This window comes from Hydrogenophaga sp. (assembly GCF_030373245.1).
Taxonomy (GTDB): Bacteria; Pseudomonadota; Gammaproteobacteria; order Burkholderiales; family Burkholderiaceae_C; genus Hydrogenophaga.
Window position 1 is genome coordinate 568,290 of sequence record NZ_JAUCZF010000001.1, and the last position, 16,600, is coordinate 584,889.

Consider the following 16,600-nt stretch of genomic DNA (forward strand, 5'->3'; position numbering starts at 1 on the left):
GTTGATCAGAAAGGTTGAAATGCGAGCCAGGGTCTCGCCGGGCACGAGCACCAAGATACGAACGAACCGCGACGTTCGTGTTACAGCGAACCAGGATTAGCCGTTCGGACTATTCGCCATAGCCCAGTACGTCCACGCGCACCACCGAGGGGCGCAGTGAAGCCGCGATTTCCTGTGCCGCCTTGGCCGACTCGGCAGCAGCCTGATTCAAAGCCTCAACCACCTTGCTGGTGTCGTCGCCGCCTGTGGTGGCGCCAGACGATGCCGCCGTCACTGCGCTGGTATCGGCCACGGGCGTGCCGGCCGAGCTGCCGCTTACCGTGATGTTGTCGGCGCCCAGCACCACTTGAGCGGCGATGTTGAGGTTGCCCGCGCGAATGCCCGCGTCGCCAGCGTTGACCGTGCCCTTGGGCGCGATCAGATCCACATCGCCGGCGGTGATGCCGTTGGTCGACAAGGCGCCGATGCCAGAGCCAGAGGCAGCACCCAGGAGCTCCTGCGTCACCCGTCCCTGCGCGTCCACTTGGATCACGGGCGGCGGCACAGCCGAAGCCGTCTTGGCGCCTTTGCCGGCATCGATGTCACCCTCGCTGGACCACAGCAGCACGTCACCCCCGCCTACGGTGAGCACGCGCGACTGGTTGACCAGCATGTCGTCTCGGGTGAAGGCGCGGATGTCGCCGGTCTGCGATGCCACCACACCCAGCACGTTGTTGCCCACGTTCACGAGGTTGGCCGGTGTGTTGGCCAAGCCCACTATCAGGCCACCGCCGGGGACCAGCACATCGATGTTGCCGCCGCGCTCGGTCTTGATGCGGCTGGCGAACAGGTTGAGGCTGCCCTCATAGTTCGTGAACCGACCCTGGTCGTCTGTTTCACCGATCCCAGGGAACACCAGTTCCAGCGCCGCGTAGCCGCGCTCGAAGCTGCCCGCAAACTCACTGCCAGCCTCGTTGGCTTGTCGCCCGGTTGTTCGCAGTGCCGTGAAGATGAATTCGCGCACCCGGTCGCTCTGAGCCTGTGCCGGCAGTTCGCGCAATGCGGTCACAGCGGCTGGCGCGGCCTCGGCGGTCAGCGTCCCGTCGCCGGTGAGCCAGCGCGCCAGGGTCAGATCGGTGTCGCTGATCGGGCCGGCGCTGAGCCGTTCCGAGAGCCGTTGCAGCGAGCCGGCGGCGTCAAACCCCTGGCCGCCCACGCCCGCCAGCACCTGAAGATCGGCGCCGCGAGGGCTCAGGTTGGGGTTGTCCAGATCACCCCGGCTCACAATGCCCCCTGATGTTCCGAGGTTGATATTGCGTTGCGCACTCACCGTGAGCACACCTTCGCCGCCCACGCGCACGCCGTCGTTGTCGGTGCGCTGCGCACCCGAGGTGTAGATCACATCGCGACCAGCCTGCACGGTGCTGCGATCGCCCGAATTGGCGTGCTGGATGTTGAGGTTGAAGTCGGTGATGTCGCGTCCTGCGCGAACCTCGATCGCCTGGGCCACGGAAAGTGTGGTGGCCGGCAGGCCGCCTGTGGCCGCCCCAGCTGCCGACACGCCTCGCACATCGCCCGCGACTGCGTAGACCTTGGCGGTGCTGCTGTCGCCAGCGTGTACGGGTACGGCGCCGTTGAGTGCAGCTGCCGTGGGAGCCAGCAGCAGCGCCACGTCTTGCGCTGGCCGCAGCACGCCAGCCACCGCAGCGGGATCGTTATCGCTTTGCCTCAGTGAGTCGTTGAGCTGCACCCCCCCCTGGGCCAGGATTTCGAGTCGCCCCGTCGCTGAGGGCAGCAAGGTGGTCGACCCTTGCCCGCTGCCGTTGACCGCCACATCGCCTGTGAAAGCGGTCGCCCGCAGAGAAGGGGCCAGCAAGTTCAGTGTCGGCACTGTGGTCGCCGGAAACTGCGACGAGAACACCCTTTGCAGGCCAGCTGCCCCGTCGCCCAGGGTATTGCCGGTGCCCCCCTGCAACACCGCGTTGCCATTGAGGCTGGACAAGGTGGCTCCGCTGTCGGACCCGTAGGTGGAGAAGTAGCTCACGCGCTCCGCAGGTCTGCCTTGCGTTGCACTGGTTCCACTGCCGACGTTGGCGAGATCCAGAAACCGATTCGAGAAAGTGCTACTGAAGGACTGCGGCAAGAGCGTCGGGTTGATCACTGCCTGAAGATTCACGTCACCCCGAGCGCGCACGCTCGCCTGAGCATCGCCCAGTGCCACCACGGTGTAGACCGCACCACCGGACGCGTAGCCGCTTGCCACCTGGCCGCCTGCCACCACCCGCAAGCTGCCGTTGTCAGCGTAGTACTGCCCGCTGAGCACGTCAGCGCCTGCCTCCACCGTCACATTGCCGCCACCGGTCCTGACCAGTCGGCTGGCGTCGGGCGTGGCAGAGGCCATGCGCCCCTGCGTCGGCGCGCTGGCCGACAGGTTTCGCACGGTGTTACCAGCGCTCACGCTGACGTCACCGCCGCCCAGCGCACCCACGCCTTGCCGGAACTGGTCAAAACGGACCCACCAGGCCAGACTGCCCTGTCCGGTTTCGTACTGGCCTGTTTCGGTGTTCAACCGTCCCTGGCGAAACAGCCATTGGGAATAGAGCTGGTTGGAAGGCGCCCCCTCAATGTTGCGTCCTGCGCTCAGGCTCACATCGCCCCCCTGGTGCGTGAACAGAGCGCGCTGGCGGGCAATGGGTTCGACGAAGTTCTCCAGCGGATCATTCAGGCGCCCAGCGGTGTAAATCACCGAGCTGTCGGAAGCGAGCCGGATGTCTTGCGCCGCCGCCAGCTCGATGTCGCCCGTGCCGGTGCGGATCAGCTTGCCCGCGGCCAGCGTGAGGTCGCCCGTGCTGCTGCTGGAGGTCTGCATCGGGTTGGCAGCCCCCGCATCAGCCCCAGCGACCAGGCGGTAGCTCCAGGACTCGCCGCCGCGTACCGCTGCACTCTGGAGTTCTGCCGAGCGGGCCGCATTGCCGCTGCCCGTGGTCGGCGTGGCGACGGCAAAACCGTCCGACAAGTTGCTGTTGACGGTGACGTTACCCTGAGCGCGCAACGTCAGCACGCCGGCCTCACCACCGGCTGCGCTGTTGACCAGGTTCCAGTCTGGCGCGGCCGTGTCTTCGCCCAGGTTCAGGTTGCCCTGCGAGCGCACCTCGGTGCCGGAGACGATGTGAAAGCGGGGGTCGTCAGCCTGGCCCAGGCGGGACTTGATCGCCGCGTGGTTGGTGGCGAACGCGTCGTCGTTTTCGTTGATGGTGGTCAGGCTCAGCGTGGTGTCCGTGCTGTCACCCGTGGCGTTGAGCGTGTTGATGTTGTTGTAAACCCGCACGGCTTCCAGATCGACACGGTCTGCGCCAATGATCTGGCTTTGCAGCGCCGTCACCGCCACGTCGTTGCCCTGACGCAGGGCGCGCAGCTTCACATCGCCAGCCTCGCCACCAGCGCCGGCGGACACATCGATGACCGAGCCCGCACGCAGGTCGAGCGTGCCGCGCTGGGCAGACAAAGCCACCCGACCGCCATCGCCGCCCGTGGCAGCGGTGGCTGCGCTCACCCGCGCCGTGTTTTCCAGCACCACCGATTCACCGGCGTACAGCCCCACCTGGCCGGCGTCGCCGCGGCGGTCGGCGGTCGCCGCCACCACCGCACCACCTGCCACGCGGATCGAGCCCGCATCGGCGCTGATCTGCACCCGGTTGGCCGCCACGCTGTCGCCAGCTGCCACCACCACGTCGCCGGTCCGTGCGCGCACAGCAACCTCGCCGTCCAGACCGCTGTTTTGAAGGGCCGAAAACAAGGTGGACGCGTTATCGAGCACATTCACGTCGATGTTGACTCGTGCACCCTCGCCGCGCTGCGCCAGCGCGTCTTCGGAAGTCTGGCCTGTCAGGTTTTGATCGGCCAACAAGAGCCTCCCCTGGGTGGCACTCGCGCTCAGGGTGCCACCGTCTGCACCGGGTGCGCCCGAAACATTGATGCGGGCGTCGTCGGCCAGCACGACGTTGCCGACATCGCTCACCAGCGTCACATCGCCACCCGCGGTGCCTCGGGTGACGTCGAAAAACGCCACGGACCGGCCCGCCACGTCGATGCGGGCGTTCTCGCCCAGCGTGAGGTCACCCTGGGTCGCGTTCAAGACCATGGCGCCGCTGGGCAGTTCCGCGGCGGTGTCGAAGTTCAGCGAACCCGCGCTGGCCGACCAGCTGGCGCCCAGCGCGCCACTGGGCGCCAGCGCCTGGCTGGGCGCCAGGCTGGCAATGTCGAGCCGGCGCGCACCGGCCTCCAGCGCCTGCGAAGCACCGCTTTCGCCGCTCAGCCGAGCCGTGGCGATACGGGTCTCTGCCTCCAGCCGGGTCGTGCCGCGCTGGCCCTGCGCCACGACTTCGTCGGCTTGAAGCTCGATGCGATCAAACCCGCTCAGCGTCTTGTTTCCCTCACCCAGCACCAGCTGGCGCGTGACCACGTTGAGCACGCCTGCACCGCCCGATGCGGTCGCAGCGGTCACCGCCTGCGGATTCGAGAGCTGCACACGGTCAGCTTGGAGGGTCGCCGTGCTGCCTGCGTTGTCCACGCCCGCTAGCCCGGCGGCCTGCACCGAGAGGCTCTTGAGCGTGTTCTGGCCCGATCCGTCGGTGCTGCCCACGCGCACGTTACCGTGCAGGTCAACGGTAGAATAACTCGTGAGCGTGAGTTCATCCAGTTGGCCCAGGTTGTCAAGCTCCGCCTGGGTAAAGTTCACGCCACCCACAGGCGCGCTGTCTGCACCCAGGCTGACGCGACTGGCACCCACCGAGAGCAGGCCATCGTTGCGGATTTCGGACTGGCCCACGAAACCAAAGTTCTGCGTCGCATCCAGCACAATGGATTTGGACGACTTCACCGAACTGGTGGTTTCGCTCAACAGGGTGCCAGCGCTGCGATCGGGCGCACCCGTGCGGTTAAAACTCACCGGACGCGACGAGGCAATCAGGGCGGCGCCATTGCCCTGCGTTTCGTAGCGTTGTACGGGCTGGTTGGCATCGCTGAGTGAACCGCTGGTTTCCACCGCCGCCTCAGCGCCCAGCCTCAAGGTGTCTTGCGCGGCCAGGATCACCTCGGGTGCACGAAGGGCACTGGCCGCGTCGTTGGCCAGGGTCAACCGGTTGGTCTGCACCTGCAGCTCAGTTGCATCTGCGTTGCGCACGCGGGTGCCACCCAGGAACAAGCTGTCAGCGCCCAGCACATTCAGCTGATCGACCTGCACTTGCGTGGCGTTCGCACCCATTGCAGGCGCAACCCCTGAGCCACCCGCGATCACCAACTCGGGGGCACTGATGTCCACTGTACTGCCGCGTCCTCCCCCGGCGGCCGCGCCGAGCACGCGGCCATCCAGCTCCAAGCGAGACAGTGTGGCCAGCGAAAGCTGCCCGGCATCGCGCGCCAGCGAAGCGGAGCCTTCGAAAAAGTCAGAAGCCTGCGTCAGCGTGAATTCGGAGCGCTGTTGCACCTGATCGCGGGTCAGAACCTGCACGCTGCGCCAGTCACCCTGGCGCGGAGCATTGGCGCGACCGTCGGTGATGTAGCCCGCCGCCACACGCACTCCATCCTGGCGCGTGTAGGACTGGCCCGGGAATAGTGGCGTGGCATCGCTCAGCCGCACGGCCAGCGCACCCGGCAGCAGCGCGTAGTGCGCGGGCAGCAGGGTATACGTGCCATCTGCCAGACCCGGTACGCCCGCGAGGTACACCGCCTCACCCGGTGAGAGGTCCAGTGGCTCCTGGGGGTCGGCTGGGGCAAAACTGCTGGTGCGCCCGGGCAGGATGGCAAAAGTGCCAGCATCTCTGAGGATGTCGCGGCTGCCGCCTGGGCCGACCGTGAATTCGTAAGCCTGCAAGTCGCCGCCGCCCGACACATTGACCTCGGACCCGGCTTGCAGCAACACGTTTTGTCCATTGAGGCGCACAGACTTCTCTGGCAGCCTTTCGATCTCGACCTGGGCCGCCGGGCTTTCACCCAGGCTCACCACCCAGTCGGTCCCGTTTCGGATCTTTCCCAGCGGCGCGGTTTGCGCGCCCCCCGCCACCGATGTCATGCTGTTTTCTGCCAGCACCAGATCGCCCGTGGCATTGAGCTCAATCTGGCCCAGCGGTGCTTCGAGACGCCCAGCCTGCGTGATGTTGTTGGCATTGATCGTCAGCGAACCCAGCACCGACAGCGCATCGGCCGGCGCATTGCCCACCGATTCGATGCGCACGTCGCGCCCGATGGCGTCCACCTGCACATCGCTGAAGCTGTTCGGGCTCACCACGCCACCGCGCAGCAGCAGGTCGCCGCTGGTGCTGATGCGTGCGACATGTTCGATGGAGCCAGATGGTGTGCCGGCACCACCGGGTTGCTTAACAGCATTGAGCTGCACCTGCTCGGTACCGGTGAGTTCGGTGCTTGCCATGCCCTGCAAGCGCACATTGCCGGCCAGCTCCACCAGCCGACCCTGGGCGCTGAGCGTACCGCCGTTGAGGCTGCTGCCTGCAGTGCCCGTCCGGCCGGACTGATCGAAGTTGCCCAGACGGATCGCGTCAGCGCGCAAGGTCACATTGCTCTGGTCTGTCTCGATGCGTGCGGCGTCGAGCTGCAACTCGGCCAGTGGCTGGGACCGGCCCTCGCCCAGATTCAGGCCATCGGCCAGCGTGATGCCGTCGCGGCTGGCGAAACGCAGGCGGTCAAACCCGGCGGCTTCTAGCGCGTCGGTGCCCAGACGAGCACGCACCTCGCCGGAATCGGCCAGTGGCGCGTCGGGCGAAAGCCCCGCCGCCTGCGGTGCCACAGCGTTGGACAGCAGCATGGTGCGGGCGGGCGCATTCGCCGGGTCGGCCTGGGTGACCCTGGCATTGGCGGACAAGCCCACCTCCAGCGTGCCAGCGCGCTGCGCTGGCGAGCCGCCTTGCGCAGCGAACGCACCGTCCAGCAACAGACTTTCCTCGGCAAACAGGGCCACCTGCCCCGCGTCGCTGGCGCGCTCGCGTCCAATACCGCCTGCGGCATTGACTTCGTCCAGGCGGACCGGCGCCGCCCCCGACACATCGATCAAGGACCCCGCCTGGGTCACCAGAGAACCCGTCTGCGCCCTCAGGTTCACACGGCCACCTGTGCGCACCTCACCCTGCAGTCGGCCCTGGGTATCCTGAAAGGTCTGCACCGTACCGCTGACGTCGAGCAGCGCTTGCGAGCCCAGCCACAGGGTGTTCGCGTCGGGCGCGGCGCCGAGCTCGGTCGCGGGCTTGTTCAGGTTGGCAGTGATCTCCCCCCCGCGCGCCACCACGGCTCCCTCCACCAGGATCTGGTTTCGCGCATTCAGCGCGACACGTTCTCCGGGATCGACCTCCACACGAGCGCCGCGTTCGATGACCAGCGCACCAGTGCCCGCGGTGCCGCCATTGGCCGTGAGCGAGAGCGATGCGCCCTCGCGTTCGACCGCGTCGCGCACAACCGTTCTGCTGACGTCGGCGATCGCACTGCCAGTGGGCAGTGCAGGGGCCAGGGGCAGCAGCTCACGCTCGCGCACCACCGGTGCCAGGGCAGTGCCTTGCGCCACCACCAGGCGGTCCAGCGCCGAGACGTTGTACTGCGCAAAGCCGCCTTGCGTGAAAAATCTCGGATCGAGCTGCAAGGTGTCTGCCGCCGTGGCGCTGGCGGAGCCGCCGATCTGCACATTCCCAGCACCGATGGTCAGGCTTCCACCCGCGCCAAACCCTTCGGCCAGCAGGCTCGTATTGCCCAGACCCGTGACGTTGAACCCGCGCACCGTCAGGTCACCACCCTCGCCATAGCGTGCGCTGCCATCGGCTTCCATCACGACACCCGCGCTGGCGTCCAGCACCACGCCCTGCCCCAGTGCGACCGTGCCTCGAGATAGGTACTCACCCACCGTAGATCCGCTTGCCGTGCTCTGCGCCGTGACGGTGATCGACCCGCCATCCACTGGCGGCAAGGCGCCGTTTGGCGAAACGCCCGCTCCCGGCAGGCGGTTCACAAAGCTGCCGCGTGCCGTCAACTGCACACCGTTGTCGACGCGAACCTGGGAGTCCCGACCACCCAGGTTGGCGCTGCGAGCGTCGAGAACGATATGACCTCCGGGAGCATCGACGTTGGCCTTGACCGTGATCTCAGGCGCGGTGATGCGCACCGAACCACCCGGCGCGGCGCGCAGCGCATCTCGCACAACCGCGGCCTGGTTGCTGAACACGGTGAGATCGGCGACGCGGTCTTTGCCGAGCAGCTCGGCATCAATGCTGAGCGTGGTGTTCTGGGTGGGAGACAGGAGGTTGCCGCTGCTGAAGTCGCGCGGCAGGTCCGGACGCTCGCGCGTCAGGACGACTTGCTGATTGAGGCGGAAATCACCAGTGGCCTCGGCGCCCACCGTGAAGCGGGCCCCGCGCGGCGCCTGACCGCTGAGCAGTTGGCGATCTCCCACCACGGTGCGCCCTTGCACCTCGCCCTGGAAGTAGGCGGCTCCCGCGCTCTGCAGGTTGAGGCTGCCGGCATCCTTGCCTTCGGTATAGCCTTGCACTACCCGCCGCGCACTGGGCAGCTCGATCACTTCGCGCTCGTTCCAGCGGCCGTAGTCCACTTCGAAACGGCTCACGATCGCGTCGTATCGGGTGTCGGCATTGGCATCGGCCAGGTCGACCAGCTGGCCGTTGGCAGACAACACCGTGGTTTTGGCCACGCCTTGCTGGAACGCCACGCTGCCACCCGAGAGGTCGAACACAGCGCCTTGTTCCACCACCGTCTGACCTTGCGAGCGCAATGTCACCTGGCCGCCTGCGGTCGAACGCTCAGCGATGCCGCGCTGCAGCTGACCGCGGTAGTTCTCCAGGCTGTCGCGGGCAATCAGGGTGTTCTTGCCCGCGTCGGCGTTGGCAATTGCCTGCTCGATGTCCACAAACGCCTTCTCACCGCGCAAGGGACCGTTGCGGTTGACGGGCGAGTCCTTCAGCTCGTCGCCGCGCAACTCCACTTCCACCGTGTTGCGCGCGGCCGATACGTTCACCCCCGCCAAACCTGCGACGTCGACCCTCGTACCCTGCTCGATGTGCAGGCGCGCCGCGCCAGAGGGCGTCAGAACGCCTTCAATGTCACCGTTGATCCTCACGGTTTGCGGGTCGTCCACGGCGGTCAGCACCACATCGCCTGATGGCGCCTGGATCACAGATCCGCTCTTGAGCGTCACGGTCTGGCCCAACACCCGGATCTGCGAGGCAGCGGCCTGGCCCACACCGGTGTCGCCATCCACGGTGGTGGTCGCGTCCTGCACATCGGGCAACACCTCGGTGCGGCTGCCCGCTCCCAGCGTGACCTGTCCACCGCGCGAAGAGCCAATGTTGGCGGCGACACCGGCCTTGGTGTCCTTCGCCATCAGATACACCGACCCATTGGCCACCACGGAGCTGGTGGCGCTGGCCAGACCCAGCTGGTTCACCGCATAGCCGACCATGGTGACGTTGCCGCGCGGCGTGCTCAAGGTGCCGGTGTTGGTGGCGTGGCCCAGCAGATCGTCGACAGCGTTGGTGAGGCTGACCGGCTGACCGTCGAGTTCGCCATCCCTGACCGAATCATTGGCGGTGGCAAAGCCGCTGAGGCCAGCCGCGCTGTCGACCTCCACCAGCAAGCCGCGCAGGTTCAGGTCTTCGTTGTCGTCACTGCGCAGAAAGGCGCGCGTGCCCGCCGCCAGAATCACCTGGCCATCGGGTGCGCTGATGTTTCCGCGGTTGACCACGGTGGGCGCAATCAGCATCACGCGGCCCTGGCTGGTCGCTGACAGGTTGGCACCTTCGAATACCTTGACAAACCCGCGCGCCTCACCGCCATCAAGCGACCGCTCGAACTGAGGGAACAGGTTGTCACCCAGCAGCCGGTCGAGCACGAAGCGATCGGCCATGTTGAGCGTGGACGCCGTGAAGCTGTTGAGGTTGACCTGCGATCCGCCCATGAAGGCGATGCCGTTGCTGTTGACCAGGATCACGTTGGCGTTCTGGCCTGCCGCCTGACCGATGTTGCCGGCGATCACGCTGGGGTTGATGTCCCAGATGCGGTTGAGCGAGGTGAAGTTCGCGCCCTGCACCAGCTGCGGGTTGGCCAGGCTGTCGACCTGCCGAAACTGCACCGACTGGCCAGCGCCGATGTTGAAACGTTGCCAGTTCAGGATCGCCTTGTTGCCCACCTGGTTGATCAAGGCCTGATTGCCGTTGATCACGTAGCCCACCTGGCCCGCGGTCACAAAACCCGGGATGTTGCCGCCAGCGCTGGGCACTGGCAGCTCGGCCATCGCCGGCAAGGACAGCATCAGTCCGCCCACGAGCGCCCCCAGCAAAGCGCCGGCACTGCGCACACCGGCACCGGTGGCCGACTTGCCGCGTCCGCGAGCATGCTCGGCCACGGCGACCAGGCCGCCCTGGCGGGTGTTGAAAACGAGGCGGTAGCGTTGGCGGTTCATGTCGTTGTGCTCCGGAATTTTTCACCACTCGTAGGTGACGCTGAAATGGAAACGGTGGTCACCGCGCTCGGTGTTGCCAACGGCTTTGAGCGGATAGGCCCACATAAAGGCAGCGTCCAGGCCCTTCCAGGCTTGCAGGCGAAGGCCCAGGCCCAGGCTGGCGAGGCTGAAGCGGTCGGTGGCGGTGATCGGGTCTTTCACTCTCACATGGCCAGCGTCAACGAACGCCACGCCGTTCAGACTCGTGGGCGAATCTTTGAGCCCGAGCCAGGCTTCGGCCAGGTTGGGCGTGCGACCCTCGACGCTGAGCGCCATACCTTTTTCGCCCAGCGCGGCCGACTCCAGGTAGCCACGCACCGTGTCCACCCCGCCAATGGCGAACTGCTCGTTGGCGATCAGCGCCTGCCCGGCGAGCTGCCAGCTGCCACGCAGCGTGAGCCCGTAGCGGTTGTCGAAACTTCGTTCTTCAGAAAAGCTGCCGCGCAGGTAGGCGTAGGCCGGGCGACCCTTGAAACGCTTGTCGGCAAACTCCTGCTCGTCGCCCGAGAGGCCTTGCAGGTGGAAGTTGAACGACACGCCGGCTCGGGTGGTTCGTTTGTCGCTCAGCCAGGTGCTGTCCCAGCCGATGGTGAACGGCGTGTAGGTGATGGGTGTGTTGAATCCGCCGCTGCCAATGAGGTTGACCGACTGGTCAAAGTCCTTGTGGTCCACACCGAATGAGGCGCTGTGAAAGTGCGTTGCGCTGCCTGGCAAAGGTCGGATGTAGCGCGCACCCAAGATCACGCCACGACCCACCACGTTGAGCGTACCCACCGCCGCCACGTCGCTGTCGGACTTCACGCCGTAGAACGCCACAAAGTCGCCATTGCGTTGCGGCCAGGTGTAGTTGAGCGAGACTACCTGGCTCTCGTTCGGCGCGCCTGGCACGGTTTGCAGGGTCAGGCCAATGCTGTGTTGCCTGCCCCAGAGGTTGTCCCAGCGCACACTGGCCGAGGCGCGGGTGCGCGAGGTGTCCTGGCTGTAGCGGTCGTTGAGCTCCAGGCTGCCATGAAAAGGCAGCGTGTCCTGCACTTTCAGGTCGACCTCCACCGTGCCCGGGGTCTTGCCGGGGCGCAGCACTGGTGTGATGCGGCGGTCGGGGCTGCGGTTGAGCGCGGCCAGCTCGGCCTGCATGTCCTGGAAGTTGGGCACATTGCCTTCGGCCAGTTCGGGCGCGGCGGCCTTGATGTCGCTGGGCAGAAAGTAGCGCGAGTCCGTCACGCGCAGGCGGTCCACCGGCGCTTCGGTCACGGCCAGGCGCACCAGGCCTTCGTTCACCCGCTGCTGCGGAATCGTCACCAGCACGGTGAGGTAACCCGCGCCGTGGTAGGCCTTTTCCAGCGCGTCGCGCGCCATTTCCACGTCGGCAATCGATTTGCCTTCACCCATGTGCGGATACACCGCCGCCTCCACCGCGATCGCGGGGATCAGGGTGGTGCCTTCCACGCGGAATTCCAGTATGTCGAAGCGGTTGTCCTGAGCAGAAGCAGAACCCGGATTCAGGTTCCCGCACAGGCAGGCGAGCAGCAACAGCAAGGTGGGCAGTTTCATCTTGTGCGCAAGCCCCGCGGGGTGAGCCGAAGGGCGTGGTGGGTTCTGCCAGCAAGGCAGAAGAATCAGCAAAACAGGCGAAACGCGGTTGCCCGCGTTTCGCCAGAAAAGCCCAGCCCTTGGGAGGGCCGGGTTCCGAGGACTCAACTCAGAATCAGAAGTTGCGGTTCAGCGGGGCGCACTGGTCGCCGCCAGCGTAAGCCGCGCGCAGGACCTGGCCGGTGCCTGTCGGGTCAGGCGTGCCAGGGATGGCCGCGGCCACGAAACGCAGGCCCGACAGACTGTTCAGGATCGCCGGCTGCTTGGCGGCGGCCGCGAACTGGTTGGCCAGCGCCAGCTTGTTGCCGGTCGTGGCGGCAGGGATGTTGAAGGAAATCCAGCCCTGCTGGTCCCAGGTGGCGTCGATGTAGCTGGCCAGGGTGGGGAAGCGGCCGGTGCCGGTGGTCACCGGAGGGGTGGCCACGTTGCCGTTCCAGGTGATCTGGCCAGCGCCGTCCAGCGAACGGAAGCTCCAGCCCGTGGGCGAGGTGGTGGAGTTGTTCAGGCTGTCCATGGACAACACACCAATCGCCTTGTGCGGACGGCCATTGCGGATGCGCACCGTGACCGGGTTGCCCGCGCGGTCTGCGGTGGTGTAGCTGGTGTAGCCCACGCCGGTGGCCGGGTTGGCGGCGGCATTGAACGGGGCGGCGGCGGCAGCAGCAGCCGTGGACAGGCAGGTGCGCACGTTGCCCGAGGAGCTGTTTTCCACCACATCCAGGAAGCCGGTATCACCTTCGACGATGAAGGCGTTGCTGCCGTTCCAGGCCGAGCCGGAGGCGCGGTCGGCTGGGACGTTGGATGCTCCGCAAGGGTAGTTGCCGAAGTACAGGTTGCTCACCGCCTGGGTGCCCGAGCCGTTGACGCGGCGGCACAGCAGGATGTCGTCGCCTGGCAGGCTGGCGTCCACTTCGGCCCAGGTGCCCACGTTGCCGGTCATGATGGCGGACACAGCGGCCTTGTTGATGTTGAACAGTGGCAGGGTGTTGCTCATGGGCACGCCAAACGCCAGGCCGTAAATCGGCTGGGCCGACAGCGTGGCCAGCTCGGCGGGGTTCAGGGCGGGCTCGGACGGCTCGCCTTCGGTGTTGAACTGGCCGTCAAACAGACGGGGGGCCACGTCAGACACGCCGGCATCGGGCACTCGGTTTTCCAGCGTGTTGCACTGGAAAGGCGCGGCGGAAGTGCCAGCACCGGCGGTGCACGAAGCGGCCGTGATCTGCAGCGATTCGATGGACTCACCGCGCGCAACCGGGTTCACACCCTGCACCGAACCACCGCGGGCGCGGTTGACGATGATCACCGGGGTGCCGGCGGTCCAGCCACCGGCGGCCACTGCCAGGTTGCCGGCGAAGGCGCGGTAGTCGCTGTTGGTGCGGCCGCTGGCGGCCGAGGGGATGAAGGCGTAGTTGGTGCCGGTGAACAGGGTGGCGGCAATCTGGGCCAGCCCGCCTTGCACGGCGGAAGCGCCAGACACGTACAAGATGCGGCCGTTGGCGTTGGCGCTGTCCACCACCGCCAGGGCAGCGGCGTTGGACGACACCTGGGCGGCGGCCTGGCCAGCAAAGCCCAGGCAGGCAGCGGCGCACAGGAGGGAGAGTTTGTTCAGCTTCATGGAAAACCTCTGGATGAAAAAGAAAAAGACGCAGGAATCCCTGACCCCCGCACGCCAGCCAGCTGGCCCGCGCGGGGTGGGAGAAGAAAAACTTGGGGACTCGGAACTCAATATCGCCGGGCGCAGCCTGTTACGCGCGCGCCCGGGCGAGCATCAGGCCTGGCCCTTGTTGCGGCGGCGGCGGGCGATGGCGCCCATCAGACCCAGGCCGGCCAGCAGCATGGCGTAGGTCTCTGGCTCAGGCACGGCGGCGATGGTCAGGTTGCCGCTGGCGCTGTCGAGGTAGGCGCGCACAGCAAAACCTTCGTCGGCGTAGGGGGTGTAGACCGTGGGTGCAGTGCCACTGGGGTTGCCATTGACGCGCACCAGGTTCATGCCCGAGGCGTAGGAGTTGTTGGCGGCGGAGCCGGCGATGCCGAAGTTCAAAAGGCCGCCGATCGTGTTGCCAAAGGAGAAGTTACCGGCGTAGGCGGTTGTGCCCGCGGCGAACACACCCGAATCAGCGCCAGGAGCGAGCCCTTCATTCACCCTCAGCGCAATGGCTCCGGCATTCCCGATCGCGTTGCGAAAATCGCCGGCATTGACTGTCGTGGCCGGCAGAGTCGAGTAGGTGTAGATCGAGCGGCGTGCGCCTGAGGCATCTGACGCCACAATGTTCCACGCGGCGCTGGCCAAGTTGGCGGTGCTCAGGTAGCTGGTGAACAGGGCGTCGGCCGCGACGGCAAAGCTCAGGCCACCAGGAGCGGCCAGGGCGGCTTCAAAACCGTCGAGGGTGATGCCGAGGTCGCGGGTGTAGGAGTTGGCGCCGTCCCAGATCGAGAAGAACAGGTCACCGTTTCCTTGGGCGCCGAGGTCGATGGCGGCGTTGGCGGCGCCAGAGGCCGCGAGCACGGCGGCAGCGGCGATGAGTTTGAGTTTCATGTGGGTTCCAATCTTTCAGGTTGAACAGAAAAAGGCGAGAGGCGGTGGGAACTTTTCCCGGCGGCAACGCCACGGATTGGCTTTGCACAGCTAAGACTTTAGAAAGCGAACGTTGCACCGCTCGGCCAAGGTTCCTGAAACTGAATAGTCCGTTCAGACCCTGATTTGCATCACGATGTATCGGCTTGAGCCGGCGGGCACGCGCCTCACCAGGCTTGTCGTCCTCACCCCAGATCGGAATGCGCGAGCAGGCGCAGCGTGGCGGCCTTGCCTACCGCCTGCGCACGGTTGTTCACATTGAGCTTGCGCATGATTTTTTGCAGGTGGTTTTTCGCCGTGGGCGCGCTGATGCCCAGGATCTGGCCGATTTCGGCGTTGGTCTTGCCGTTCTTGACCCAGTGCAACACCTGGATCTCGCGTCGCGAGAGCAGCACGGTGGGGGCCACGGGCAAGGTGTGACGCTGGTCTTCCAGCATGCGCATGCGCTGCAAGGCCAGGTGCAGATAGGGCATGAGCAGCTCGATGAGGTAACTCTGGCGCGCCTCGGGCTGTGACTGCAAGCCAGCAAACACGAAAAAGCTGGCATGGTCGCCTTGGACCTCGCGCACACCATGCACCAGAGCGTGCTCAAACCCGCAGCCCTGCAAGTCGCTGAGCAACTGGCGCCGGCCCATCTGGCGCTCGCTCTGGCTGCTGAGCAGCAGCGGTTGGCGCCCGCTGCGCAGCCAGTCATCGACCAGGCGAGGCAAAAGGCCGTCGACTGGGTCGGTCAGCAGCGACTCCACTCGCGGGCTGGAGACGGTGCGGGCGAATGAGGCCACTCGCAGGCGGTTGGCCTCAATGTCACCAAAGCCACACCACAAGGCTTCGTGCTCGATGAAGCCCTGCAGCGCGCCTTGAGACCACAGGAAGAACTGCGATCGGGTCTGGATCTCGAGCGACTTCTCGACCGTGATGAGCAGGTGCTCCAGGTCGCTGGGACTCAGGCGCACAAAGGACTTTCCTGTGTTCATGGACGAGTGCCTGCGGGTGGATTGGCATTGGCTGCCTCTGCCAGTGGCCGTGCCGGCGCGGCGGCGGTGAACACCCACTGGTCATAGCTGCCGAGACCGGCAAGGGAGGCGTTGGCGGAGTCGAATGCGGTGCGCAGTGGCTCGCGGGTGGAGCGACTGTGGACGCCGACGATGCGGCCGTCGGCCATCAGCAAGCCCCAGTCGTCGGTGTTGGTCATGGGGTCTCGCCAGCGGCGGCGCAGGTGATGAACCGGCTGGGGAAAGCGCTGGTCTTCCAGCAGCGCGTCGAGACTGGTGGGGGCAGTGGGTGTGCCAACTGGACTCCGATCTCGGTAGGAGGCCAGTGCAGCCCGAAATTGCTGCCCGATGAACAACAGCTGCGCCTCTTTGTCGCGCCAGACCAGGGTGTGCTGCACCTGGCCAGCACCTGCCAGCGAAAAACCGATCGCCGCCACCGCCAGCAGGACCATGAGAAAGCCCACGCCGCGCTGCGCGCTGCGGCGCTGATGTGCGCGCGGATTGGACGCACTGCGTGGCCATGGGGCGCGCTCACCACTGGTCATAGCGCTTGCCCTCCACTTCCGCGCCGCTGCGCAAGTCCCACACCGAGCCTTCCGGCAGGCCGCCTTCGACCCGGGGCGGTGGAGGCACCAGGGTCCAGGTCTCGCGGCTGTCGGTGATCGGGTCCAGTGGAAGCTGGCGCAGATAGCGCTTGTCCACCAGCTCGGCCAGCGTACCGGGGTAGCGGTCGTGGTCGGCGTGGAACTGGTCGATGGCGTCGCGCGTGACCGCCAGGGTTTCGCGCAAAGCGGCCTCTTTGGCACGATCGAGGTGGTCAAAGTAGCGCGGCGTGACGAGTGTCAGCAGAGTGGCCACGATGGCCATGACCACCATGAGCTCGATCAGGGTGAACCCCCGCGGGGTACCCGGGCGCGTTCGAATGCGCTCGCGGTATTCGGTTTGCGTCATGGA

At 66.3% G+C, this 16,600-nt stretch carries 7 protein-coding genes; all 7 read right to left on the bottom strand.

Annotated features, from left to right (window positions below):
* Nucleotides 1-109: 109 nt before the first annotated feature.
* The 7 genes from QUV25_RS02805 to QUV25_RS02835 all read right to left on the bottom strand — a co-directional run bounded on the left by QUV25_RS02805 (nt 110) and on the right by QUV25_RS02835 (nt 16,597).
* On the bottom strand, nt 110-10,450 hold the full coding sequence (locus QUV25_RS02805; protein WP_300861136.1) for a filamentous haemagglutinin family protein: 10,341 nt from the start codon (nt 10,448-10,450) through the stop codon (nt 110-112).
* Nucleotides 10,451-10,471: 21 nt separating this feature from the next.
* On the bottom strand, nt 10,472-12,040 hold the full coding sequence (locus QUV25_RS02810; RefSeq protein WP_300861138.1) for a ShlB/FhaC/HecB family hemolysin secretion/activation protein: 1,569 nt from the start codon (nt 12,038-12,040) through the stop codon (nt 10,472-10,474).
* 154 nt (nt 12,041-12,194) lie between these two features.
* On the bottom strand, nt 12,195-13,694 hold the full coding sequence (locus tag QUV25_RS02815; protein WP_300861139.1) for a hypothetical protein: 1,500 nt from the start codon (nt 13,692-13,694) through the stop codon (nt 12,195-12,197).
* A gap of 153 nt (nt 13,695-13,847) precedes the next feature.
* A complete protein-coding gene (locus QUV25_RS02820; RefSeq protein WP_300861140.1) occupies nt 13,848-14,615 on the bottom strand; it encodes an FxDxF family PEP-CTERM protein in 768 nt (255 codons plus the stop codon).
* A 224-nt stretch (nt 14,616-14,839) separates the two neighbouring features.
* A complete protein-coding gene (gene epsA / locus QUV25_RS02825; protein WP_300861141.1) occupies nt 14,840-15,628 on the bottom strand; it encodes an XrtB/PEP-CTERM-associated transcriptional regulator EpsA in 789 nt (262 codons plus the stop codon).
* Nucleotides 15,625-16,191, bottom strand: coding sequence for a type II secretion system protein (locus tag QUV25_RS02830; protein WP_300861142.1), 567 nt, complete (start codon nt 16,189-16,191; stop codon nt 15,625-15,627). Before QUV25_RS02830 ends, epsA begins: the two co-directional genes overlap by 4 nt.
* Nucleotides 16,178-16,597 (bottom strand): type II secretion system protein, encoded by a 420-nt coding sequence (locus tag QUV25_RS02835; protein ID WP_300861144.1) that lies wholly within the window; start codon nt 16,595-16,597, stop codon nt 16,178-16,180. Before QUV25_RS02835 ends, QUV25_RS02830 begins: the two co-directional genes overlap by 14 nt.
* Between the last annotated feature and the right edge of the window lie 3 nt (nt 16,598-16,600).